The organism is Mesorhizobium sp. M0514, from assembly GCF_040321145.1.
Taxonomy (GTDB): Bacteria; Pseudomonadota; Alphaproteobacteria; order Rhizobiales; family Rhizobiaceae; genus Mesorhizobium.
The window spans coordinates 1-23,943 of record NZ_JAMYQZ010000026.1; the positions used below are offsets into that span (position 1 = coordinate 1).

Below are 23,943 nucleotides of genomic sequence, written 5' to 3' on the forward strand. Positions count from 1 at the left end.
GGGCATGAGCCAGTCCTACGGCCCTGCCGACGAGGCGGAATCGATCGCCACCCTGCACCGCGCCATCGAACTCGGCTGTACCTTCCTCGACACGGCGGAAGTCTACGGCGCCTATGCCAAGGAAGAGCTGCTCGGGCGGGCGCTGAAGGGCCGGCGCGATGAGGTGACCCTTGCCACCAAATTCGGCTTCCGCATCGAAAACGGCAGACAGGTCGGCACGGAGCGTGACAGCCGGCCCGACCATATCCGCGAGGCGCTGGAGGGCTCGCTGAAGCGGCTCGGTATCGACCATATCGACCTCTACTACCAACACCGCGTCGATCCGGCCGTGCCGATGGAAGACGTCGCCGGCACGGTCGGCCGGCTCGTCGCCGAGGGCAAGGTGCGCTTCTTCGGCCTGTCGGAGGCTGGTGCGGCCAACATCGGCCGCGCACATGCCGTGCATCCGGTCTCGGCGCTGCAGAGCGAGTATTCGCTGTGGGAGCGCAATCTGGAGCCGGAAATCATCCCGCTGCTCAAAAAGCTCGGCATCGGCCTGGTGCCGTTCGCGCCGCTCGGCCGCGGTTTCCTCGCCGGCGATGTCAAGCGCGCCGAGGATTATCCGGAAGGCGATTTTCGGCGCGGCGACCCCCGCTACCAGGGCGCCAACTACGACGCCAATGTCGCGGCAGCGGCTGCGGTGCAAGAGGTGGCCGCGGCCAAAGGGGTAAAGCCCGCACAGATCGCGCTGGCCTGGGTGCTCGGCAAGGGCGACGGCTTCGGCATCGACATCGTGCCGATCCCGGGGACAAAGCGGCGCAAGTATCTCGAAGAAAATGTTGCTGCGGCCGCGATCCAGCTCGACCCGGCCGAGACTGCTGCGCTCGACGCAGCCCTTGCGCCGGGCAAGGTCTCAGGGCCGCGCTACAATGAGCGGGTGATGACGACCATCGACAGGTAGAGGCGTCTAAGCTGCCAATCTCCCCCCTCGTGGGGAGATGCCTGGCAAGGCAGAGGGGGGCGCGAAGGATCGCCCGATCAAGTATTCTGCGTAGAGGTTAGCTCAAAGATGTAAGTGAAATTGGCCAATGTCGGCGGGACAGCGCCCCCCTCTGTCCTGCCGGACATCTCCCCCACAAGGGGGGAGATTAGCAGTTTCAGCCCCTCGCCTCACCTTGCGTAATCGATTTTCCTTGGCTAGCATCCTCCGGTCGGCGCCGTGCGGAGGAGAACGTTGCGGCGGACCGGCTGGAGCGCCTCGCGTCCCCTCGGGGCGTTCACAGGACACTCCATTTTTGAATCGACGCAAGGACCGTCCCGAGCCGCTCCCGGTTTCGGGCTCCTGCGTTCATGTGGAGGATATCTGATGAACAGACGCGAATTCCTGTTGTCGACCGTGGCGACCGGCGCCATGGCGCTGGCCGCGCCCATGGCCTTTGCCGCCGACAAATTGACCATATTGGGCTCGGTGCCCAATCTCGGCTTTCCGTTCTTTGTGCACATGCTGAACGAGATCAAGGCGGAGGCGCAGGCGCAAGGCGTCAATCTGACCGAGAGCGACGGCCAGAACTCGGCGCCGAAGCAGACCGCCGACATCGAGGCCGCACTTGTGCAGAAGGTCAACGCCATCGTGATTTCGCCGCTTGACGTCAACGCGCTGGCGCCGGCGATCGAGGAAGCGGTCAAGGCCGGGGTTCCCGTGGTCACTATCGACCGCCGCGTTGACGGCGTCGAGGGCATTCTGGCCCATGTCGGCGCCGACAATGTCAAGGGCGGCGAGGCCGAGGCGCAGGCCATGGTGGCGGCGTTCCCCAACGGCGCCAAGCTGTTCCATTTGCAGGGCCAGCCGGGTGCCGGGCCCGCGATCGACCGCAACAAAGGCGTCCACAATGTGCTCGATCCGCTCAAGGACAAGTACCAGATCATCTTCGAGCAGACCGCTAATTTCGCCCGCGCCGAAGCGCTGTCGGTGACCGAGGCCGGGCTTGCCGCCAACGGCAAGCCGGACGCCATCATCTGCGCCAATGACGACATGGCGCTCGGCGCGCTCGAAGCCTGTGCCGCGCGCAACTTCACCGACGTCAAGATCTACGGCTTCGACGCGCTGCCGGAAGCGCTGGTCGCCGTGCGCGACGGCAAGCTCGCCGGCACGGTCGAGCAGTTCCCCGGCGAACAGTCGCGCAAGGCGGTGCAGATCGCGGTCGCCTTCGCCAGGGACAAGACCGAGCCGAAGGAGAAGCTGGTGCTGTTGACGCCGATCGTCATCGGCAAGGACAATCTCGACAAGGCGGAGAGGTTGAACGAGACGAAGTGAGAGTAGGGCCCATGACGGGTGGAGGTCGCGCTCTGTCGCGCCCCCCTCTGTCCTGCCGGACATCGCCCCCACTTGGGGGGAGATTGGCCGTGACGTCTGCTTTCGCCAATCGCCAACGTTATAGAAATAGTGCTGCCGGCAAAACTGCTGATCTCCCCCCGTGTGGGGGAGATGTCCGGCAGGACAGAGGGGGGCGCTGTCCCGCTGTCTATCGCAATCCGGGAGCAATGCTTGTCCGCCGTTGAACCCACCGCATCATCGCCCCCGCTCCTTTCCGTCGAAGGCGTGACCAAGCATTTTTCCGGCGTCACCGCGCTCATCGACGTTTCGCTCGAGGTGCGGCCCAGTGAGATCCTTGGCCTGCTCGGCGAGAACGGCGCCGGCAAGTCGACGCTGTTGAAAATCCTGTCCGGCGTGATGCCGCCGTCAAGCGGCCGCATCGTCTTCGACGGCGCCGACTACGCGCCGTCCAGCCCGCAGGACGCCAAGCGGCATGGCATCGTCACCATCTATCAGGAACTGAGCCTGATCCCGATGCTGACGGTTGCGGAAAACATTTTCATCGGCCGCGCGCCGCTCGGGCCGCTCGGGCTGGTCAGCTGGCGCAGGATGGAGGACGCGTCGCGCGCGATCATCGCCCGCGTCGGCCTCGACATCGATCCGGCGACGCCGGTGTCGTCGCTCTCGGTCGCCGAACAGCAGCTAGTCGAAATCGCCCGCGCTCTGTCGCTGGAAAGCCGCCTGATCATCATGGACGAGCCGACCTCGGCGCTGACCGAGACTGAGGTGCAGAAGCTTATGTCGATCATGGACAGGCTGCGCAAGGACGGCGTGGCGATCATGTTCGTCACCCATCGGCTGGAAGAAGCGTCGGCGATCTGCGACCGGATGACGGTGTTGCGCGACGGCAGGCTGGCCGGCCATCTCGACCGTGACGGCCAGCCGATCCAGATTCCAAAAATCATCGAGAAGATGGTCGGCCGCGCCGCCTCCGAGCTCTACGCGCGGCCGACGCAGCGCGATGTCGCCGGCGAGGTCAGGCTCTCGGTGCGCGGGCTGCGGACGGTACGCGACCCATTGGCGCCGCACGCCATCGTGCTCGAAGGCGTCAACCTCGATCTGAAGGCCGGCGAAATCCTCGGCGTTGCCGGGCTCGTCGGTTCCGGCCGCACCGAGCTTGCCCGCGCCATTTTCGGCGCCGACCGCATCGCGGCCGGCACGATTGCGCTCGACGGCAAGCCGATCGCCCCGGCTTCGCCCGCCGACGCCATCAAACTCGGCATCGGCCTGGTGCCGGAAGACCGCAAGCACCAGGCGATTTTTGCAGCACTTGGCATTCTCAACAATTTCTCCATCGCCTCGCTCGGCCGCTACAGCAATGGGGCCGGCTTCATGGCCGAACGGCGCGAGCGCGAGGCGCTGGCCGGCTATCGCAAGGCACTGTCGATCCGCATGGCCTCGCCCGAGCAGGCGATCGAGGGCCTGTCCGGCGGCAATCAGCAAAAGGTGATCCTGGCCCGCTGGCTGGCGCGCGACCCGAAAGTACTGATCGTCGACGAGCCGACGCGCGGCGTCGATGTCGGCGCCAAGGCCGAAGTGCACCAGATCCTGGTCCAGTTGGCTGCGCGCGGCATCGCCATCATGATGATCTCGTCGGAACTGCCGGAGGTGCTGGCAGTGTCGGATCGCATCGTTACGATGCGGCGCGGCCGTATCACCGGCGAAATGCCGGGCATCGAAGCGACCGAGGAAAAACTGATGGAACTGATGGCGCTCGACCGCAAGCAGGACGCAACGCAATGACCAGCACCACCGAACAGACCCAGCGCAGCGGCATCAACATCGCGCGGCTTCTGATGAGTTTTGGGCCGCTGATGTTCCTGGCGGTGTTGATCGTCATCTTCACCGTGCTGAAGCCGAGCTTCATCGATCCAATCAACCTGTTCAACATTTTGAGGCAGATCTCGATCACCGGGCTGATCGCGCTCGGCATGACCTTCGTCATCCTCACTGCCGGCATCGACCTGTCGGTCGGCTCACTGCTCGCCTTCTGCGGCATGGTGGCCGCGGTGGTGGCCAAGGGCGGCACCGCCAACACGCTGTCGCTGTCGACCACGGGCACGCAAGGATATGGCTGGTTCGCCGCCTTGCTTGCCGCCGTCATCGTCGGGGCGCTGGCCGGCGGCGTCCAGGGCTTTGCCATCACCAGGCTGAAAGTGCCGCCCTTCGTCGTCACGCTGGGTGGGCTCACCGTGTTTCGCGGCCTGACGCTGACCATCTCCAATGGCGGACCGATCTCCGGTTTCGACGCCTCGATGCGCTGGTTCGGCACCGGGCTCATCGGACCGGTGCCGGTGCCGGCGATCATCTTCGCGGCGGCGGCCATCCTGTGCCACATCGTGCTGCGCTATACGCGCTATGGCCGCGCCGTCTATGCCGTCGGCGGCAATGCCGAGGCCGCACGCCTGTCGGGCCTGCGCGTCGACCGCATTCTGATCTCGGTCTATGTCATCGTCGGCTTCTTCGCCGGGCTGGCGGCCTTCGTTTTGTCAGCACGGCTCAACTCCTCCGAAGCCGTAGCCGGCATCGGTTACGAACTTACGGTGATTTCCGCCGTCGTCATCGGCGGCACCTCGCTATTCGGTGGCATCGGCTCGGTCGGCGGCACGGTGGTGGGCGCAGCACTCATCGGCGTGCTGCAGAACGGGCTGCAGTTCAACAATGTCTCGTCCTACACACAAAGCATCGTCATCGGCCTAATCCTGATCCTGGCCGTGGCCTTCGATCGTTGGCTGAAGTCGCGGGTGAGGCGGTGAGGATTTAGGCCATGGTTCAGATCAGGGCGATGACCGAGAAAGATATAGCGGCGGTGTCGCGGCTGTTGGGGGAATCCTGGCGGCGCACCTATTCGGCAATTATGGGGCCAGAGACCACTGCGCGGCTCTCGGACGACAAGCATGCGCCCGAGCGGCTGGCAGAGGAACTTGGGGACGACAACAAGATGTCGTTCGTGGCCGAACGGCCGGACGGTTCGATCGCCGGCTACGCGATGGCGGCGATGGACGATCGTGGCGATGTCCTGCTCGACCGGCTGCACATCGACAAGACAGAGTTCGGCAGCGGGCTCGCCACCGACCTGCTGCACGCGGTGCTTGTCGCGCATGCCGGCATCCCCAGCATTGCGCTGGAAGTGATCGAGGGCAACGACCGGGCGATCGCCTTCTATCGCAAGCACGGTTTCGAAGTGGTCGAGCGCCGCACGGCCGCGCACGGCGTTGGCGGCCACGCCTCGCTGATCATGCGCCGGCTGCTGTCGAGAGCATGAAGTGAATGGGGAAACCGCGGTAGTCCGGACCCTACTGCCCTAACCCCTGCGCCGCCACCGCTTGTGGGCCGTCCTCGTCGTCCGGCATATCGAGGAGTTCGATCAGTCGCGCCACCTTCGTTCCCGGCAAGGGGCGACCCTCGTTGACCAGCGCCTCGTCGGCACCGAGCCAGGCGAACGCCTCGCGCAGTTCTTGAAGGGTGGCGCCGGTCAGCGCGATGTCGGCTATGACCGCCTCGTCTACCGGCCCCAACACCGAAATGATGTCGTCGCGTGTCATGGTCACCTCCATGCTAAGTGCCGGCAGGTCGTCGAGTTGACGCCGGGATCCGGCCATCCAGTCAACGGATTGCGAGCGAAAGCCGCCGACAATGCAGAATCTGGGTCTTCTTTTCGACTAAGCAAGGTGAACGCGCGCCTTTTGCCGTCAAGCAGCCGAGTGCGGATCGATGCTGTAGAGATGCACGGGATAGCCGGGACCGATGGCGTCGCGCACCCGGTCCGTCCAGGCGAGGACCGCCGGATAAGCCGCCAGCGCAAAGCCGCAATCTTCGGCACGGTGGCCGTAGGCATAGACAGCAATGTCGGCGATGGTGAGCGTGTCGCCGACAAGGAACGGCGTATCGTTCAGGCTGCGCTCCAGCGCTGCCAGCGTGCGGGCGCCGGCTTCGCGCTTGGCCGGAACCATCGCCTGGTTGCGCTCCAGCCTTCCGGCCAGCGTCCAGAAGCGCAGGGAGCCGATGACCGGCTCGACATGGTACTGTTCGAAGAACAGCCATTGCATAATTTTCGCGTTGACATAGCGATCCGCCGGCAGCAAGGGCGTGCCTTCGGCGAGATAAATGAGGATCGCATTCGATTCGGCGATCGCACGGCCATCCTCGAGTTCGAGCACAGGAACGGCGCCGGCCGGGTTGAGCTTCAGGAAAGCGTCGGTGTGGCTCTCGCCCTCGAAAATCGACACCAGGCGGCTTTCATAGGGAATGTTGAGCAGGCCGAGCACGACCCTCGCCTTCCAACCGTTTTGCGACGGCAAATAATCATGAAGCGTGAGCATGGCTGTCCTTTCGCTGCGGTCGACGCCTGATTTGCACGGTGCCACGATCCCAGCCACCCGAATCCTGCAATGTGTACGCGCAGAATAAGTAAACTATACGCATGTAAAGTTTTATTGACTTCGCCCTATGTGCGATTTACCCGATAAACATTTGTGCCGAACAACTGCGCGAGCAAGCAATCAGTCTGTGACAAGGAGGAATCGCAAGCATGAGCCTTTCGCGCCGCAGCGAAATCGCCGCCGAGGCCGCGGGGCCAACTATTGCCGCCGGCGAGATCCTGGTCGAGATCATGGCGACGGAACTGGGTTTCGGCTTCCTCGAGCCGCAAACGCTCGTCGGGCCATTCCCCAGCGGTGCGCCGGCGATCTTCATCGACCAGGTTGCGCGGCTGGGGGGCGGCGCCGGCATTATCGGCTGCGTCGGCCGCGACGATTTCGGCACGCTCAACCTGAACCGGCTGGAGCGCGACGGCGTCGACGTCTCCGCCGTCGATATCAGCGACCGCTTCCCGACGGGATGCGCCTTCGTGCGCTACCGGCCCGATGGTATCAGGGACTTCGTCTACAACATCGCCGAATCCGCTGCCGGGCAGATTCACCTGACCACTGCTGCGCGCCTGCTGGCGGACAGAGCCGGCCATCTGCATATCATGGGATCGACGCTGTCGGTGGCAGGGCTGAAGGAGATTGTGACCCACGCAGTGAGGGCGGTGCGTGCCCGCGGCGGCTCAACCTCGTTCGACCCGAATGTGCGCAAGGAGCTGATCGGCGCCGACGGTGCACTGTTTTCCGCACTCATCAACGACGCCGACCTGCTGCTGCCGTCCGGCGACGAATTGCTCGCTACGGCGGGCGTCGATGACGAGCACCGGGCGGTGGCGGCGCTGTTTGCCAGGAGCGTCGGCGAGATCGTGCTGAAGCGCGGTGCTGACGGCTCTTCCTGGTTCGGCGCCGACGGCGCCAGGATCGACTGCGCCGGTTTTCAGGTCGAGGAAGTCGACCCCACGGGCGCCGGCGATTGTTTCGGCGCCACCTACCTGACCTGCCGCCGCCAGGGGATGGAGCCCGGCAAGGCGCTGCTTTATGCCAATGCCGCCGGCGCCCGCAACGTCACCCGGCGCGGCCCGATGGAGGGGGTCACCAGCTTCGATGCGCTTGACCAATTCATCAAGGGAACAGCGAGACGGACATGAGCGCCAACCCGCTTGCAGGCCTCGCCAGCGCGCGCAAAAACGGCTCGCCCTACGGCATTACCTCGATCTGCTCCGCGCATCCGCTGGTGATCCAGACGGCGATCAGGCGCGCCGTAGCCGACAGGGAGAAAAACCTGCTGATTGAGGCAACCTGCAATCAGGTCAACCAGTTCGGCGGCTATACCGGAATGACCCCGGCGCTGTTCGTCGCCTTCGTGCTGGAGATCGCCTGCCGCGAGGGGCTGGAAGCCTCGCGCATCATCTTCGGCGGCGACCATCTGGGACCGAACCCGTGGCGCGCAGAGCCGGCGGCGCAGGCGATGGACAAGGCCGAGGCCATGGTCGGCGCCTATATCGCGGCCGGCTTCACCAAGATCCATCTCGACGCATCGATGGGCTGCGCCGGCGAGCCGGCGGCGCTTGACGACGAGACCATCGCCACCCGGGCGGCGCGGCTGGCAAAGGCGGCCGAAACGGGCGCGCACGCCGCAGGCAGCACCTTGCCGGTCTACATCATCGGCACCGAAGTTCCCGCCCCCGGCGGCGTCGACCATGCGATCAGCGAGTTGAAGCCGACCGAGGCGGCGGCGGCGCGGCGCACGATCGAGGTTCACCGGGAGATCTTTGCCCGCGAAGGCCTGACCGAGGCGTTCGGCCGCGTCATGGCCGTGGTGGTGCAGCCGGGCGTGGAATTCGGCAGCCAGAATGTCGTCGCCTACGCGCCCGAAAAATCCAAGGGCCTGACCGGCTTGCTCGATGAGCAGCCGTCGCTCGTCTACGAGGCGCATTCGACCGACTACCAGACCCGTGCGGCTTTGACCGCGCTGGTCGCAAACGGCTTTCCTATCCTCAAGGTCGGCCCCGGCCTGACCTTCGCCTTGCGCGAGGCGCTTTACGGGCTCGACCTGATCGCCTCCGAAATGGCCAGGGACTATGGCGACCGGTCGCTCGCCCGGACCATGGAAAGCGCGATGCTGGCAGCCCCCGGCCATTGGCACAGCCACTATCATGGCAAGGAAGCAGAGCTCTATGTGCAGCGGCATTACAGCTACGGCGACCGCATCCGCTATTATTGGAGCAACCCCACCGCTGTCGCGGCCGTCGAGCGCCTGCGCAAGGCGCTGGACGACGTTGCCATTCCCGAAACGCTGATGCGGCAATTCCTGCCGGCGCTGCCGGCCGAACTCGGGCCGGCGGGCAATCCCGAGGCTATCCTTCTCGAAGCTGTCGATCAGGTGCTGGCCGACTATGACGCGGCCTGCCGTGGGACCTGAGTGCATTGCGCCGGGTTGATCTTTGCCTCAGCCCAGTGTCTCTGACGTTTCCATGAAACCAGCCATGTTCTTTCTCCTGTTCGCGGCCTCCCTGCTGGCGTCGCCGGCACGCGCCGACTGGAAGCCGGTCGAAAAGGTCGAGACCTACGCCATCGCAGGGCGGACCGGCCCGGAACTCTATGCCGCGATCGGCGAAGCCGGCCCCTTGCTCGGCAAGGGCCGGGTCATTGCGCACACCAATTTCAAGCTGACCTGGACCAGGGACTACAGGCCGCAAGGCGACGCCTGCGTGCTCAAATCGGCGCGCCCGAAACTGATCATCACCTACACCTTGCCGAAGCCGGCCGAACCGTTGCCGGCTTCCGTCCAGAAGAACTGGACGGTGTTCATCGCCGGGCTCGCCGCCCACGAGAGAGTGCATGGCGCAGCCATCGCCGAGATGGTGCGCAAGATCGAGGCGGTGAGCGTCGGCCTGACCGTTACTGATGACCCCGCCTGCAGCAAGATCAGAACCGAGCTGACGAGGCAACTCGCCCAGATCTCGCTGGCTCAGCGGCAGGCGAGCCGCGACTTCGACCGGGTCGAATTCGGCCCTGGCGGAAACCTGCAGAAGCTGGTGCTGGCTTTTGTGAATGGGGGGTAGTTTGCCGGCGAACCGGTCATTGCGCCGGTGTTCCGAACGACAAGAGCACCGGCCGCATGGCCGCTTTACAGGCAGGCTTGGTAGCGCTACCGTCTGATCGTCACGCGACCTGTTGGGGGAATGGGAGACGGCCGCGAGGCGGGAGAGGAGCGGTTTCCTTCGGGGCGTCGCAAGAAGCATTCGGGAGGAGATCGATGGCGTCTGTCGCGATCGGCGATGTTTACAAATCGTTCGGGACCGTCGAGGTCCTGCATGGCGTCAGTGTGGATATCGACGACGGCGAATTCGTCACGCTGGTCGGCCCGTCGGGTTGCGGAAAATCGACCCTTCTCAGGATGATCGCCGGCCTGGAAAAGATTTCTCGGGGCGAGATCGCGATCGGGGATCGGGTCGTCAACAACGTTGCGCCGAAAGAGCGCGACGTTGCCATGGTGTTCCAGAACTACGCGCTCTACCCGCACATGACGGTCGCCGAGAACATGGCGTTCTCGCTCATGCTCAAAGGTGTTTCGAAGGCCGATTGCGCTACCAGCATTCAGCGCGCCGCCGAAATCCTCGGGCTGGTGCCATTGCTGACGCGATATCCGCGCCAGCTTTCCGGCGGCCAGCGCCAGCGCGTCGCCATGGGCCGGGCGATCGTGCGCGATCCACAGGTTTTCCTGTTCGACGAACCGCTCTCCAATCTCGACGCCAAGCTCAGGGTGCAGATGCGCGCCGAGATCAAGGAACTGCACCAGCGGCTCAAGACGACCACAGTCTATGTCACCCACGACCAGATCGAGGCCATGACCATGGCCGACACGATCGTCGTCATGCATGACGGCATCGTCGAACAGATCGGACCGCCGCTGGAGCTCTACGACAGGCCAAACAATCTCTTCGTCGCCAGTTTCATCGGCTCGCCCGCCATGAACCTGATCAAGGGCGAGATCGTCACCGACGGGTCTCCGTCCTTTCGCGGCGCCGGGGGAATTTCCGTGCCGCTGGCCGGCGCGCCGGCCGTTGGCAACGGTCATCCGGTGGTGCTGGGAATACGGCCCGAGCATTTGCGGCTATCGTCAGACCAAGGCATTCCAGTCACCGTCGCGGTGGTCGAGCCGACCGGGTCGGAAGTGCAGATCATCGGCCGCACCGCCGGCGGCGACGAGATCGTCGCCAATTTCCGCGAACGCCATGCCTTCACACCGGGCGAATCCATACGGCTCTCTGCCGCGCCTGGCCTGATTCATCTCTTTGACGGCAAGACCGGAACACGATTTGAAGCGCGTAACGGATGGTAAGGACCGCATAGCGAGGAAGATAAACCGGAGGAGACGACCATGAAATTCACGAGACGCGATGTAATCCGCACGACCGCAGGTGCTGCGGCGGGAGCCCTGGGAAGCCGCTTCGTCGGCTCGCCGGCTTTTGCCCAGGAGGGCTTGAAATACAATCCCGAGGAAGGCGCAAAGCTGCGGCTGCTGCGCTGGTCGCCCTTCGTCAAGGGCGATGAGGATCAATGGCTGGCCAACACCAAGCGCTTCACCGAGGCGACAGGTGTCGAGGTTCGTGTCGACAAGGAAAGCTGGGAGGACATTCGCCCCAAGGCAGCGGTCGCCGCCAATGTCGGTTCCGGCCCGGACCTGATGTTCGTCTGGTTCGACGACCCGCATCAATATCCCGACAAGCTGCACGACGTGACCGAGCTCGGCGAGTATCTGGGCTCGAAATATGGCGGATGGCACGACGGACCGAAGCAATATGCGACGCGGGACGGCAAGTTCGTCGGCCTGCCGCTGGCCACGATCGGCAATGCCATCGTCTATCGCGAAAGCTGGGTGAAGGAGGCCGGCTTCTCCGAATTTCCGAAGGACACGGCAGGCTTCCTCGAGCTTTGCAAGGCGTTGCAGGCGAAAGGACATCCGGCCGGCTTCACGCACGGCCACGGCGTCGGCGACGGCAACAATTACGCGCACTGGCTGCTGTGGAGCCATGGCGGCCAGATGGTCGACGAGAGCGGCAAGGTGGCGATCAACAGCCCCGAGACGCTAAAGGCGATCGGATACGCGCAGGAACTCTACAAGACCTTCATTCCCGGGACCGAAAGCTGGCTCGACGTCAATAACAACCGCGCCTTCCTGGCCGGCGAACTCGGCGTCATCGCCAACGGCATTTCCGCCTACAATACGGCCAAGATCAACAAGGACAACGATCCGAAGCTGGCTGAGATCGCCAAGGACATCCGCACCACCAACCTGCCGATCGGTCCCGTCGGGAAATCGGTCGAACTGTTCCAGGTGACCACCGCCGTCATCTTCAACTACACGCCCTACCCCAATGCGGCCAAGGCCTATCTGCAGTTCATGTTCGAGGATCCGCAGATGACCGACTGGATCACCTCCTCGGCGGGCTATTGCTGCCAGACGCTGAAGGCCTTCGACAACAATCCAGTGTGGACGGCCGACCCGAACAATGCCGCCTATGCCAAGGCCTCGGCGACGCTGCGCCCCAACGGCTATGCCGGGCCGCTCGGCTATGCCTCGGCGGCGACCATGGCCGACTATGTCCTGGTCGACATGTTCGCCAAGGCGGTGACCGGCCAGGCGACGCCGCAGGAGGCGATGGAGGAGGCGGAGAAGCGCGCCAACCGCTACTACCGCGTTTGATCACGGCACCGCCGGGCAGCGTCTAGTGCGCTGCCCGGCCCGTCGCACAATCCCATGGCGGCCGTTGACGCCGTGACCTGATTCCCCGATGAGGAGCCCTTCATGGCCGTGCCGTCCGTTGCCGCCCAGCCGCGTCCGTCGATGCTTTCGCGGATCTCCGAAAGCCGCAACGCGCTGGGCTTCGGCTTCATGCTGCCGGCGGCGGCGCTGCTGCTGGTCTTCCTGACCTATCCGCTCGGGCTGGGCGTCTGGCTCGGCTTCACCGATGCCCGTATCGGCCGCCCCGGCATCTTCATTGGCACCGAGAACTATCAGTATCTGTGGAGTGACGCCGTCTTCTGGCTCTCCGTCTTCAACACCTTGCTCTACACGGTCAGCGCCTCGATCCTGAAGTTCGTGCTCGGCCTGTGGCTGGCGCTCATCCTCAATGAAAACCTGCCGTTCAAATCGTTCTTCCGCGCGATAGTCCTGCTGCCCTGGGTGGTGCCCACCGTACTGTCGGCCATCGCCTTCTGGTGGATCTACGATTCGCAGTTCTCCATCCTGTCCTGGGCGCTGCAGCAAATGGGCCTGATCGACCACCGCATCAATTTCCTCGGCGATCCGGAGAATGCGCGCGCTTCGGTTATCGCCGCCAACGTCTGGCGCGGCATTCCTTTCGTCGCCATCACGCTGCTCGCCGGCCTGCAGACCATTCCGCAGTCGCTCTACGAGGCGGCCACGCTCGACGGCGCCAGTCGCTGGCAGTTGTTTCGTTATGTGACTCTGCCGCTGCTGACGCCGATCATCGCCATCACCATGACCTTCTCGGTGCTGTTCACTTTCACCGATTTCCAGCTGATCTACGTGCTGACCCGGGGCGGACCGGTGAATGCCACGCATCTGATGGCGACATTGTCTTTCCAGCGCGGCATTTCCGGCGGCCAGCTTGGCGAGGGCGCGGCCATCGCGGTGGCCATGATCCCGTTCCTGCTGGCGGCGATCCTGTTCAGCTATTTCGGCCTGCAACGCCGCAAATGGCAACAAGGCGGCGGAGACTGACATGGTCAAGACGGCCGCGACAAGGAAGGCGAAACGTGGGGATATCGACGAAGGCGGCATGGGCTACCTGCAGAGCCTGCCGCGCCGCGTGGTGACGGTCTATCTGCCGCTGCTGGTGTTCGTCTTCGTGCTGTTGTTTCCGTTTTACTGGATGACGATCACGGCGGTTAAGCCCAATCTCGAGATGACCGACTATGCGCAGTTCAATCCGTTCTGGGTGGTGCATCCGACATTGGAGCATATCCGCTATCTCCTGTTCGAGACCTCCTATCCGGGCTGGCTGCTCAACACGATCATCATCTCGACCGCCGCTACTTTCCTGTCGCTGCTGGCGTCTGTGTTCGCCGCCTATGCGATCGAGCGGCTGCGGTTTTCCGGGGCGCGGCAGGTCGGCCTCGGCATCTTCCTCGCCTATCTGGTGCCGCCCTCGATCCTGTTCATTCCGCTGTCGGTAATGGTGTTCAACCTCGGGCTCTACGACACGCCCTTCGCGCTCATCCTTACCTATCCAACCTTCCTGGTGCCGTTCTGCACGTGGCTGTTGATGGGTTACTTCCGCTCCATCCCGTTCGAACTGGAAGAATGCGCGCTGATAGACGGAGCGAGCCGGTGGCAGATCCTCACCAAGATCGTGCTGCCGCTCTCGGTGCCGGGCCTGATCTCCGCCGGCATATTCGCCTTCACCCTGTCATGGAACGAGTTCATCTACGCGCTGACATTCATCCAGTCCTCGGAAAACAAGACCGTGCCGGTGGGTGTGCTGACCGAGTTGGTGCGCTCCGACGTCTACGAATGGGGGGCGCTGATGGCGGGAGCGCTGATCGGCTCGCTGCCGGTGGTGGTGCTCTATTCGTTCTTCGTCGAGCACTATGTCTCGTCGATGACCGGCGCGGTGAAGGAGTGACGCGCCGGCTCACGGTAGAGGCCGAGTTGCGAGGCGCGGGCGTTGACGCCACTGCGCTCCGGCTGCAATTCCACGGGCAGAAACTTTTCGTAGCCCGGGCGATAGCCGGTGGCGAGGATGACGGCGTCGAAATTTTCCTGCCTGCCGTCGGTGAACGCAGCGCCGCGCTCGGTGAAGCCCGCTATGTCGGGCGCGATCTTGATGGCGCCTTTGGTGATGGCGTCGACCGTGCCGACGTCGATGACCGGGATGCGGCCGACTTCGTCGATCTGTTGCAGGATGCCCTGTTTCGGCCTGACGATGCCGTATTTCTCGAGCTTGCCCAGCGCGAAATCGAGGATGATCGGAAACATCCAGTCGTTCAGCGCCTGCGGCATTGGCCGGCTGGCGATGCCGACCATCTGGATCGGCACGCCAAACAGCTGGCGCGGCACGATGTGGACGCCCTTGCGCACCGAAATGGTCGGACGCGCGCCACTTTCCACCAAGTCGAGCGCGATCTCGGCGCCGGTGTTGCCCATGCCGACGATCAGCACCGAGCGGCCGGCAAAGGGCGTCGCTTGCGTATAGTCGGCGCTGTGCAGCACCTCGCCCTTGAAAGCCTCGATGGCAGGGAGCCGGGGGATGATCGGCTCGGCATTGTTACCGCTGGCGATAACGACATGGCGCGCCTTGAGGTTGTCCGATCCTGTCTCGACCAGAAAACCGCCGTGCCCGAGGCGAATGGCTTTCACCGTCACGCCGAAGCGCGGGCGCAGATCGAATTTTTCCGCGTAGTCGTCGAGATAGCGGACCACCAGTTCGCGCGGCACGTAGCGCGGATAGTTTTTGGGAAAGGGCAGGAACGGCAGCGACGAGAACGACTTGACCGTATGCAGATGCAGCCGCCGATAGTGCCGCCGCCAGGCGGGCGCGATCTCCTGCGATTTTTCGAGCAGGATGAAATCCACTCCTGCCCGCTTCAGGCAGGCACCGACCGCAAGGCCGGCGGGCCCGGCGCCGACAATAACGACAGTGGTGTCCAAGCGATTCTCCTCCCGCTAGCTCCTTAGGCTACGCGTAGAAGCGCAGGCGGGACAAGGCGCGCCTCACCTTCTCCCCTTGTTGGAGAAGGTGGATCGGCGCGCTAGCGCCGAGACGCCTTCGCATCGCGGCGCGCACGCTGCGCATCCTGTCCGGTCTCGGCTCACCCCCGGTGACGAATGTCTATCCCGGCAATCGCCCCATGCTGTCGGACGGGCTGCCTGTCGCCGGCCGCACCGCGACCGAAGAGCTCTACGTGCATGGCGCATGGCCCAATCGGCATGCATGCCGCCCCCGCCACCGCGCGCTGGCTGGAAGAGGCCGTGGTTCGGGCGATGGCAATCCGAAGCAGACATGGCTCCGGCCACAGCGATTTGCGGGATGGGAAGGGTGAGGCTGCGCGACGTCGTGTCGATCTAGCCCGCCACCAGCGCGAAGGGAGGCGTTCCTCCCTAGCCGACATGCTCGGCGCGCAGCTTCTTCTTTATCTGCTCGAGCGCTGCCTCGCCGCCCCTCGCCAGTTCATCGGCGATCCTTGCCAGCTTGTCATCGGCGTTGCGGTATTTGCTGCCCCAGGCGCCGAGCGTCGCCAGCACCGGCAACAGGTCGATGCCCGCCTCCGTCAGCTTGTAGATCGCCTTGAGCTTGTGCGTGGGGTCGTCGCTTCTGGTGACGATGCCCTCATCCTGCAAGGTCTGCAGCCGCTCGGCCAGGGTGCGCGACGAGATGCCTTCGCCTGATAGCAGAAACTCCCGGAAGTGCCTTTTTCCGGCGAAAATCATGTCGCGGATGATCAGCAGCGTCCAGCGGTCACCGAGCAATTCGAGCGATAGGCTGATGGGACAGCCGGATCTTTCCCTGGTCGACATTTAAATGCTTCCATTTTTAAATCACTTTACTATTGACATCATTTTTCACTCATGTCAATGGTTCCGAAAGTAAAGCAATAACCAACGCCGCCTGACCTGGCGCTGGTGACACCAGAGCTCAGGAGAACGACGATGAGAAAACTGATCCTGCAGATACAGATATCGGTCGACGGTTTTGTCGGCGCGGCCGGCGATGAGCACTGGCAGCTCTGGGAATGGGGCGCCAACTGCCCGTGGGACGACGACTTGAAGCAGGATTTCAACGCGGTGTTCGCCGGCATCGACACCATTCTGCTCAGCCGCAAGATGGCCGAAGAAGGCTATCTAACCCATTGGGGCAATGCGGCAAAAAACTATCCGCGCGATCCCTTCTACGCCTTTGCGCAGCGCATCGTCGAGGCGCGCAAGGTGGTGCTGAGCGACAAGCTCGCGGCATCGCGGTGGGAGCGCACGACGGTTGCCAGCGGCAACCTGCCGCGCGAGGTCAAGGCGCTGAAAGCTGAAGGTGAAGGCGACATGGCGGTATTCGGCGGCGCCGGCTTTGCCTCGGCGCTGATTGCAGCGGGACTGGTCGATGAGTTCCAGCTGTTCATCAATCCGGCCGCGCTGGGCGACGGCGAGCGGATTTTCGACCGTGGTGGCTTCCGGAAATTGCGCCTGCTCGGCTCTAAAGCCTATGCCTGCGGAATGGTGGTGAACCGCTACGCGCCGGCAATGTGAAGCAGTTCAGCGATTGAATCCGTGGACCGCTTCAACTCTTTGTTTTTGCGAGAACTCCGGACGGATCACCGCAACCCGCTCCTCGTGAACCTGCGCTAGAAATTGATCTCGACCGAAGCGGCACTTCGCTTTGCCGGCCCGTGAAACACCGCCTCGATGTTGTTGCCGTCGGGGTCGAGCAGGAAGGCGGCGTAGTAGCCGGGGTGGTAGGGCCGCTCACCCGGCGCGCCATTGTCGGCCCCGCCGGCATTGAGGCCGGCCCTGTAGAAGGCATCGACCATGGCGTTGTCGCTGGCCTGGAAGGCCAGATGATGGCGCCCGGTCAGTTGTCCTCTCGCCGCCCGGCTGTCGAGGCTTGAGATGAACAGTTCGTCGGCCCAGAAATAGTCCTCGGCCTCGCCGCCGATCGGAATGCCGAGCACCTTGAAGACGGCTTCATAGAAGCGCCGGCTCGCCTCGAGGTCCCTGACCACCAGCTGGACGTGGTCGATGAGGCGGCCGCGATGCAGTTCCATGAGCGATCTCTCCCGTCGCGAGACCACAAAGCTAGTGCCGCGGAGCGGCTCGTCAATTCGGCAGTCTATCTTGTCGGCGCGCTTGGCAGCCTTACACCCTGCTTTTGTCATATCCGGATGGACTTCCACGCAGACCGGATAAAAAATGCAACCGGATTGTCGGATTCGAAATCCCGCCAACGTCCTTCGGACGCAAGCGGCGCAACGGAGCTGGAGCGAGTGGCGCCGCATCGAAACCGATCTCGGGAGAAGAGCATGAACAATTCCTACCGTTGGGTGATCGTCGCGTGCGGCGCGCTGATGACCTGTGTGGCGCTCGGCGCGATGTTTTCGCTGGCGATCTTTCTCGAGCCGATGGCGCTCGACACCAACTGGTCGCGAACCGGCATTTCCAGCGCCATGACGCTGAATTTCTTGGTGATGGGTGCAGGCGGTTTCGCCTGGGGCGCCATCTATGACCGTGTCGGCGCCCGCCCGGTGGTTTTTGCCGGCGCGGTGCTGCTCGGCCTGTCGCTGGTGGTGGCGAGCCGAGCCCAATCGCTGCTGGTCTTCCAGCTGAGCTATGGCGTCATCGTCGGGCTGGCGGCCAGCGCCTTCTTCGCGCCGATGATCGCGCTGACCACCGCCTGGTTCGAGACCCATCGCAGCCTGGCCGTGTCGCTGGTCTCGGCCGGCATGGGCGTGGCGCCGATGACCATTTCGCCCTTCGCGCGCTGGCTGATCACGGCCTATGACTGGCGTACCGCCATGTTCGACATCGGGATCATGGCCTGGGTGCTGTTGCTGCCGGCCGTCTTCCTGGTGCGCCAGCCGTCGGCGGCGGTCGCGGCAGCGGATGGCAGCGCGCCCGCGCCTGCCGCGGCCCCCGGCATGTCAGTCGGCCAGGCGCTGCGCTCGCCGCAATTCCTGGTGCTGGGCATGACCTTCTTCGCCTGTTGCGCGGCGCATTCGGGGCCGATCTTCCACATGGTGAGCTATGCCATGTCGTGCGGCGTGGCGCCGATGGCAGCCGTGTCGATCTACAGCGTCGAGGGCCTTGCCGGCCTTGGCGGGCGCGTGCTCTACGGCGTGCTCGGCGACAGGTTGGGCGCCAAGCCGGTGCTGATCGTGGGCCTCGCCATCCAGGCGGTGGTGATCGCCGCCTATCTCGCCGTCGGCAATCTCGAGCAGTTCTATCTCCTGGCGATCATCTTCGGCGCCACATATGGCGGCGTCATGCCGCTCTATGCGGTTCTGGCGCGCGACTATTTCGGGCCACGCATCATCGGCACGATACTTGGCGCCGCGACCCTGTTGTCCAGCCTCGGCATGTCGTTCGGCCCGCTCGCCGGCGGCATGATCTTCGACGCCTATGCCAGCTATTCCTGGCTGTTCATCGGCTCGGCGCTGATCGGCCTCGGTGCTGCCGGCATCGCCATCGCCTTCCCGCCGCAGCCCGGCCGAGAGAGGCTGCAGGCGGCATGAGCGAAATTTCCCCTCGAGGGGAAATACTCATCACCCTGTCCCCGTTCCCGAGCGCAGCTCTTCTCTGCCCTCGTCGTCGCGGCTGAGCCTGGCGTCCGAGATCAGCACCACCGGGCATTGGCAGCGCTGCAGCACGCCGGTGGTCGTCTCGCCGAAGAAGAGTTCCTCGCCAGGGCGCCGTGCCACGCCGATGACGATCAGCGCCGCCCCCCTGCCGGCCTGGCGGGCAATGGCATCGGCGGCGGCGGCCCGGCTGCGGATGGCCGTCTCGATCTCGACGCCATAGCGGTCGGCTAGTGCGACGGTATCCTTCAGCACCGCCTCCCTGCGGCGATGCGAGACAGTGTCGCGCGGTTCGTCGCGGCCGACGCGCGCGACATAAAGTATCTTGACCCGCGCACCCGTGACCGCTGCAATCGCCAGCGCCATTTCTGCACCCCGGCGGGCGATCGCGGTGCCGTTGACCGGAACCAGAATCTTCCCGCCTTCAGGTCCTAGCCTTGGCATCTGGCGGCCGGCGCCGGTCGCCTTCAGCACCAGGCATAGCGGGCCCTCGAAGGCGCCGGCGATCTCGTTGATGCGGCGGGCAAACCCACCTTTCGACGTGACCGCGCGGCCGAGCCCGATCAGCAGCAGCCCATAGCCTTTGCGCGCCTCCTTGGCAACCGTTTCGGCCGAAAGCTCGGCCTCGTGGCGCCGCGTGACAGGCGCCGCGCGGGCCAGCTCCTCGTCCGAACTCCTGGCGGCCTCGCGGCTGTCCTCGGCACCCTTTTCGATCGGCTCGAGCTTCGCATCCGTGCCGGGCTCGGCCTCCTCCCCCTCGCCTCGGGCATGCAGCACCGTCGTCGGCCTGCCGGCGCCCACGACTCCTGCGAGGTAAGCAGCAAAGCGGCCGACAACGCCCTCATCGGTCACCACCAGCAGTCGTTCCAGATTGGCGATGAAGCCGCGTTGGTCGATCTCCTCGCGCTCCAGACGCTTCTTCTCGGTCTCGCCCATCGGCAAGCGGCCGAGTGCCCAACGCAAGGTCGGCGGCATGGCGAGCGTGGTGATGACGGCCATGGTCACGATCATGGTGAAAAGATTGTGCGACAGAACGCCGATCGACAGGCCAATAGAGGCGACGATGACTTCGGTCGAGCCGCGCGCGTTCATGCCGCAACCGACGGCGATGCCTTCCTTGCGGCTCAAGCCGGCAAGCTCGGCGCCGATGAAGGCGCCGGCGAATTTGCCGAAGCTGGCGATCAGCACCAAAGCGGCCGTGAGTAGCGCAAGCTCGTGGTCAACAAGCACGGTGAGATCCGCCGAAAGGCCGGCGACGCCGAAGAAAACCGGCATGAACAGCGCCATGATGACGCCGCGCAATTGCCCTTCGATATGACGCGACAGGATCGGCGATTCCCCAACCAGTATGCCGGCGACGAAGGCGCCGAGCACGGTGTGGACGCCGATCAGATCGGTGATCAGCGCCATTGCGCCCATGATGGCGAGAATGACGGTGACGACGGCGTATTCGCTGCGGAACGTATCGTTGGTCCAGCGGATGGCGTCGAAGACGATGCGGCGGCCAATCGTGAAGGAAAACCCCATGAAGGCGGCGACGCCGACAATGGTGAAGGCAAGGCTGCCGAGCTCGATGCGCCCCTTGGTGGCGATGCCGATGGTGATGGCGATGATCACCCAGCCGATCGTGTCCTCAATGATGGCCGACGAGACGATGATCTGACCGAGATCGCGGCGCATGAAGTTCATCTCGCGCACCACCATGGCGACGATCTTGACCGAGGAGATCGACAGCGCCGTGCCGAGGAAGAGACCGGCGACAATGCGCTCGGTTCCGTCGGCCAGCAGCGAGGCCGGCATGAACTGTGCGGCGGTGAAGCCGAGCGCGAAAGGCACGGCGACGCCCGCGGCGGAGATGGAAAAGCACGCACGGCCGACCCTGCGCACCAGCCGCAGATCCGTCTCCATCCCGGTGAGCAACAGAAGCATCAACACGCCGAGCTGGGCGATGGCGCTGATCATGCTCTTTTGGGTGGCGTCGCCTGAAAAGATCACGCGTTCTGCTTCCGGCAATAGCCAGCCGAGCAGCGATGGCCCGAGCAGGATGCCGCCGATGAGCTGACCCATCACCGCCGGCTGGCCGAGACGCTCCAGCAATTCGCCGATGCCGCGGCCGACGAGAAGCAGAAGGAGGATTTCGAGAACGAAAATGCCCTCGCTGGACATGCCGGTCTTTTCGGCTGCCAACGATGCGGCCGGGATGAATGCGAAAGCTGCCGCGGCAAGCGCGACCGGCCGGCGCCGGTTGACCACGAAGGACATGCACCCCCTCATCGTGCCCGGTATAACGTTTGCGGGCGAGATCGGTTGCACGCCACGCTCCCTTGGCGCGCCGCAGGTTACTCATTACCTGAATCGCATAACAGGCCTATCTGACTGCGGATAAACCGCCGAGACCCGGGCCGGCGACGGAACATTTTCAACCGATTGCGCGTTGCGCAGATGGGGATGACCGGCGTCGTTTCGGCCGGCCATGGCGTTGGGAGGCGCATGGCAAGGGATGTCCCAGGTCAAGACCGTGAAAACCGACGAAGCGGCTGCAGCGCCGCGGGCGTCTGATGCGTTCGCGCTGAAGCTCACCTCATCGGAATTCGTGGCCACCATGTCGCATTTCCACCGCGCCGAAATCGCCCGCATGGCCGGCTGGCGCGACCGGCTGGACCGTACCAGCAACTGGGCGATTACTGTCGTCGCCGCCATGCTCTCAGTCTCACTCTCGACGCCCAGCGCCCATCACGGGGTGCTGCTCTTTGCCATGCTGCTGACCACGCTGCTGCTATGGATCGAGGCGCGGCGCTATCGTTTCTTCGACGTCTACCGGGCCAGGGTGCGCCAGTTCGAGCGCTATTATTTCGCGCAGATCTTCTCGCCGCAGCCCGACTACGCCTCCAACTGGCTGGCCATCGTCGGCGAAGGCCTGCGTTCGCCGCGCTTCCTGATCTCGCAACGCGCGGCGTTGGTGCGCCGGCTGCGCCGCAACTACATTTTCATGTACACGATCCTGATGCTGGCGTGGGTGCTGAAGATCACGACGCCCAGTCTGCAGCGCGAAGGGTCGCCGATAGGCTTGGGCGCGTCATTTCTCGACGCCGCGCGCATGGCGCAGCTCGGCCCGGTTCCAGGCATCTATGTCGCGTGCATGGTCGGGCTGTTCTATGTCGGCCTGCTCGCAGCCGCTTTCCTCATCTCAAGCGACGATGGCGAGCTTTCGCATGGCACCGTGCATGTCTGAGAGCGGCCTCGAAAAGCGCAATCTGCCGCGGTGATCTTCAGCAGACATTGTCGACCATCAGAGCGGTCGCTTCCGACCGGCTTGCGGCTTCCTCAACTGGAAGCCGTGCGCGATGGCGCTTGTAGGCGGTGAGCGCGATGACCAGCACGCAGCATACGGCGTTCAGCCAGTTGATCGCCGCCAGAGCGGGATCGTTCAGATTGATGTGGGCGTAGAGTCCCGTCGTGGCGTTGGCGCCTGTCCACAACAGCCAGGTCGCGTAGGAAATCGCCGACGCCCCGTGCCTGTCCCGGGCCACCCGCACGATCTGCGGCAGGTAGGACACCACGCGCAAGCCATTGAAAATAGTGAAAAGATAAAAAGACAGATCAGCAAGTGTCATCCGAAACCCCTGTCATGGCCGGACGTCCCATAGCGTTCCTTGCAGTGGCGGCATGTGAGCCCGTTCACATGCCGGCTTCGATTTTCCTGTTGCGGCCCGGCACTCGGATTCTTTCGCCATGTGGGCCGTTCGCCGTGAGCCAGCCCGACGAGGTCGACATGAACCAGATCCTGTTTCGGCCGACGGCGCGGGAGTACTAAACAGATCTCGTGCTTGGGCAAAGTTCGGGTTGACCGCTGCCAAGAGCGCGGCGACTATCCCTGCAACGTGCAGGAGGACATGAGAATGGACGAACCCGATCGCTGGCGGCACATGGCGAGCGCGCCCAAGGACGGCAGCCGCATCCTGGTCACGGTCAGGCCATCGGAACAGGGGCCGGCCGAGGTCGACCTCGCTTACTGGTCGCGCGCCGACCAGTTCGGCACGGAGGGCTGGCGCTCTTCCGATTCGTCGCCAGGACGGGTGATCGAATACCCCGAACCGGAGTTGAAATGCTGGATGCCGCTGCCGACGGCCAATCTGAGCCGGGCTTCAATGCCAAGTCCGTGGCAAGGCGAAGACGTCCCGCTGCTCGACGGCTCCGGGATATGATCTCGGCGGGATGATCGTAGGAAATACGCTGCCGGCCTAATACTTGACGGCCTTACTTCGGCCGGCGCACCGATCGCACCATGCCGCCGGGGCCGCTGCCGCAAAAGAAGCGGTCGCCGCCGTCGGATTCGAGCCCGGAAACGCCCACCCCTGCCGGCATGTCGAGCCGTTCCAGCACCTTTCCGCTTTGCGGATCGACGCGCCGGACATCGCTCTGGTCGCCTTCCCAGGTGCCGTGCCAGAGCTCGCCATCGACCCAGGTCACTCCGGTGACGAAGCGGTTTGAGTCGATGGTCCGCAGGATTTTCCCGGTCTCGGGATCGATCTGGTGGATCTTGCGCTCCCGGTTCTGCCCCACCCAGAGCGTGCCCTCGGCCCAGGTCATGCCGGAATCGCGGCCGCCGCCGGGCGCCGGGATGGTGGAGAGCACCTTGCCGGTATCCGGGTCGATCTTCTGGATGCGGTCCCCGGCGAGCTGAAACAGATGCCGGCCGTTATAGGCGGTGCCGGCATGGGCGGCGACATCGATCGAGCGCAGCGTCTCACCGCTTGCCGGATCGAAGGCGGTCAGCCGCTCGCCCGTCGCAAACCAGACATTCTGTCCGTCGAAGCTCACGCCGTGCACGGTGTCGACATCAGGAAAGGGCCCGTATTCGCGCAGGATTTCCGCTGCTGAATGTTTCATGTCCTGGTCCTCGATCATGGTCAC

24 protein-coding genes are annotated in these 23,943 nt (G+C 64.2%); 16 read left to right on the forward strand and 8 right to left on the reverse strand.

Annotated features, from left to right (window positions below; genetic code table 11):
• From NKI61_RS13170 to NKI61_RS13190, 5 genes are all read left to right on the forward strand, one after another.
• Nucleotides 1-940 (forward strand): aldo/keto reductase (locus NKI61_RS13170; RefSeq protein WP_352839724.1); only part of this gene is annotated, 940 nt, incomplete at its 5' end.
• Between the two features lie 405 nt (nt 941-1,345).
• Nucleotides 1,346-2,293 (forward strand): substrate-binding domain-containing protein, encoded by a 948-nt coding sequence (locus NKI61_RS13175; RefSeq protein WP_023673481.1) that lies wholly within the window; start codon nt 1,346-1,348, stop codon nt 2,291-2,293.
• 231 nt (nt 2,294-2,524) lie between these two features.
• Nucleotides 2,525-4,096, forward strand: coding sequence for a sugar ABC transporter ATP-binding protein (locus NKI61_RS13180; RefSeq protein ID WP_352839725.1), 1,572 nt, complete (start codon nt 2,525-2,527; stop codon nt 4,094-4,096).
• Nucleotides 4,093-5,109 carry an ABC transporter permease gene (locus NKI61_RS13185; protein WP_023685887.1) on the forward strand — a complete coding sequence of 339 codons (1,017 nt, stop codon included), beginning with the start codon at nt 4,093-4,095 and terminating at the stop codon, nt 5,107-5,109. Before NKI61_RS13180 ends, NKI61_RS13185 begins: the two co-directional genes overlap by 4 nt.
• 11 nt (nt 5,110-5,120) lie before the next feature.
• Entirely contained in the window at nt 5,121-5,618 is a 498-nt protein-coding gene (locus tag NKI61_RS13190; protein WP_352839727.1) for a GNAT family N-acetyltransferase, read from the forward strand.
• A 31-nt stretch (nt 5,619-5,649) separates the two neighbouring features.
• Here the strand turns inward: NKI61_RS13190 and NKI61_RS13195 are convergent, their stop codons facing one another.
• Together NKI61_RS13195 and NKI61_RS13200 are read right to left on the reverse strand one after the other, a co-directional pair.
• Nucleotides 5,650-5,898, reverse strand: a complete 249-nt coding sequence (locus NKI61_RS13195; protein WP_031201948.1) for a hypothetical protein — start codon at nt 5,896-5,898, stop codon at nt 5,650-5,652.
• A gap of 147 nt (nt 5,899-6,045) precedes the next feature.
• On the reverse strand, nt 6,046-6,675 hold the full coding sequence (locus NKI61_RS13200) for a glutathione S-transferase family protein (protein WP_023749539.1): 630 nt from the start codon (nt 6,673-6,675) through the stop codon (nt 6,046-6,048).
• Nucleotides 6,676-6,884: 209 nt separating this feature from the next.
• Here NKI61_RS13200 and NKI61_RS13205 point away from each other — a divergent pair, with 209 nt between their 5' ends.
• From NKI61_RS13205 to NKI61_RS13235, 7 genes are all read left to right on the forward strand, one after another.
• Nucleotides 6,885-7,868 carry a tagatose kinase gene (locus tag NKI61_RS13205; protein ID WP_352839728.1) on the forward strand — a complete coding sequence of 328 codons (984 nt, stop codon included), beginning with the start codon at nt 6,885-6,887 and terminating at the stop codon, nt 7,866-7,868.
• Nucleotides 7,865-9,142: a D-tagatose-bisphosphate aldolase, class II, non-catalytic subunit gene (locus NKI61_RS13210; RefSeq protein WP_352839730.1), complete on the forward strand. Its 1,278-nt coding sequence runs from the start codon at nt 7,865-7,867 to the stop codon at nt 9,140-9,142. Before NKI61_RS13205 ends, NKI61_RS13210 begins: the two co-directional genes overlap by 4 nt.
• A gap of 52 nt (nt 9,143-9,194) precedes the next feature.
• Nucleotides 9,195-9,785: a DUF922 domain-containing Zn-dependent protease gene (locus NKI61_RS13215; RefSeq protein ID WP_023673473.1), complete on the forward strand. Its 591-nt coding sequence runs from the start codon at nt 9,195-9,197 to the stop codon at nt 9,783-9,785.
• A gap of 194 nt (nt 9,786-9,979) precedes the next feature.
• Nucleotides 9,980-11,065 carry an ABC transporter ATP-binding protein gene (locus NKI61_RS13220; protein WP_352839732.1) on the forward strand — a complete coding sequence of 362 codons (1,086 nt, stop codon included), beginning with the start codon at nt 9,980-9,982 and terminating at the stop codon, nt 11,063-11,065.
• A 39-nt stretch (nt 11,066-11,104) separates the two neighbouring features.
• Nucleotides 11,105-12,430: an ABC transporter substrate-binding protein gene (locus tag NKI61_RS13225; RefSeq protein WP_352839733.1), complete on the forward strand. Its 1,326-nt coding sequence runs from the start codon at nt 11,105-11,107 to the stop codon at nt 12,428-12,430.
• A 141-nt stretch (nt 12,431-12,571) separates the two neighbouring features.
• Nucleotides 12,572-13,471: a carbohydrate ABC transporter permease gene (locus NKI61_RS13230; protein WP_444849008.1), complete on the forward strand. Its 900-nt coding sequence runs from the start codon at nt 12,572-12,574 to the stop codon at nt 13,469-13,471.
• A gap of 1 nt (nt 13,472) precedes the next feature.
• Complete coding sequence (locus NKI61_RS13235; RefSeq protein WP_023673469.1) at nt 13,473-14,375, forward strand: carbohydrate ABC transporter permease; 903 nt, start codon at nt 13,473-13,475, stop codon at nt 14,373-14,375.
• On the opposite strand, the gene NKI61_RS13240 is transcribed toward NKI61_RS13235, so the two are convergent.
• The gene (locus tag NKI61_RS13240; protein ID WP_352839734.1) at nt 14,339-15,400 is read right to left on the reverse strand and encodes a flavin-containing monooxygenase; all 1,062 of its coding nucleotides are present in this window, start codon (nt 15,398-15,400) and stop codon (nt 14,339-14,341) included. The genes NKI61_RS13235 and NKI61_RS13240 overlap by 37 nt on opposite strands.
• Nucleotides 15,401-15,850: 450 nt before the next feature.
• Nucleotides 15,851-16,267 carry a winged helix-turn-helix transcriptional regulator gene (locus tag NKI61_RS13245; RefSeq protein ID WP_023703095.1) on the reverse strand — a complete coding sequence of 139 codons (417 nt, stop codon included), beginning with the start codon at nt 16,265-16,267 and terminating at the stop codon, nt 15,851-15,853.
• 132 nt (nt 16,268-16,399) lie between these two features.
• Here NKI61_RS13245 and NKI61_RS13250 point away from each other — a divergent pair, with 132 nt between their 5' ends.
• On the forward strand, nt 16,400-16,987 hold the full coding sequence (locus NKI61_RS13250; RefSeq protein ID WP_023703096.1) for a dihydrofolate reductase family protein: 588 nt from the start codon (nt 16,400-16,402) through the stop codon (nt 16,985-16,987).
• 95 nt (nt 16,988-17,082) lie between these two features.
• On the opposite strand, the gene NKI61_RS13255 is transcribed toward NKI61_RS13250, so the two are convergent.
• Nucleotides 17,083-17,502, reverse strand: a complete 420-nt coding sequence (locus tag NKI61_RS13255; RefSeq protein ID WP_023747821.1) for a VOC family protein — start codon at nt 17,500-17,502, stop codon at nt 17,083-17,085.
• 255 nt (nt 17,503-17,757) lie between these two features.
• Between NKI61_RS13255 and NKI61_RS13260 the strand changes: the two genes are divergently transcribed.
• A complete protein-coding gene (locus tag NKI61_RS13260; RefSeq protein WP_023693802.1) occupies nt 17,758-18,966 on the forward strand; it encodes an MFS transporter in 1,209 nt (402 codons plus the stop codon).
• A gap of 30 nt (nt 18,967-18,996) precedes the next feature.
• Here the strand turns inward: NKI61_RS13260 and NKI61_RS13265 are convergent, their stop codons facing one another.
• On the reverse strand, nt 18,997-21,291 hold the full coding sequence (locus tag NKI61_RS13265) for a cation:proton antiporter domain-containing protein (RefSeq protein WP_352595819.1): 2,295 nt from the start codon (nt 21,289-21,291) through the stop codon (nt 18,997-18,999).
• A gap of 238 nt (nt 21,292-21,529) precedes the next feature.
• Between NKI61_RS13265 and NKI61_RS13270 the strand changes: the two genes are divergently transcribed.
• Nucleotides 21,530-22,261 carry a DUF2270 domain-containing protein gene (locus NKI61_RS13270; protein ID WP_352839736.1) on the forward strand — a complete coding sequence of 244 codons (732 nt, stop codon included), beginning with the start codon at nt 21,530-21,532 and terminating at the stop codon, nt 22,259-22,261.
• A gap of 37 nt (nt 22,262-22,298) precedes the next feature.
• Here the strand turns inward: NKI61_RS13270 and NKI61_RS13275 are convergent, their stop codons facing one another.
• A complete protein-coding gene (locus NKI61_RS13275; RefSeq protein WP_023673886.1) occupies nt 22,299-22,643 on the reverse strand; it encodes a PQ-loop domain-containing transporter in 345 nt (114 codons plus the stop codon).
• Between the two features lie 285 nt (nt 22,644-22,928).
• Between NKI61_RS13275 and NKI61_RS13280 the strand changes: the two genes are divergently transcribed.
• Nucleotides 22,929-23,234 (forward strand): hypothetical protein, encoded by a 306-nt coding sequence (locus tag NKI61_RS13280; protein ID WP_023689804.1) that lies wholly within the window; start codon nt 22,929-22,931, stop codon nt 23,232-23,234.
• Nucleotides 23,235-23,286: 52 nt separating this feature from the next.
• Here NKI61_RS13280 and NKI61_RS13285 read toward each other — a convergent pair whose 3' ends face one another.
• Nucleotides 23,287-23,919, reverse strand: a complete 633-nt coding sequence (locus NKI61_RS13285) for a Vgb family protein (protein ID WP_023747825.1) — start codon at nt 23,917-23,919, stop codon at nt 23,287-23,289.
• Nucleotides 23,920-23,943 lie beyond the last annotated feature (24 nt).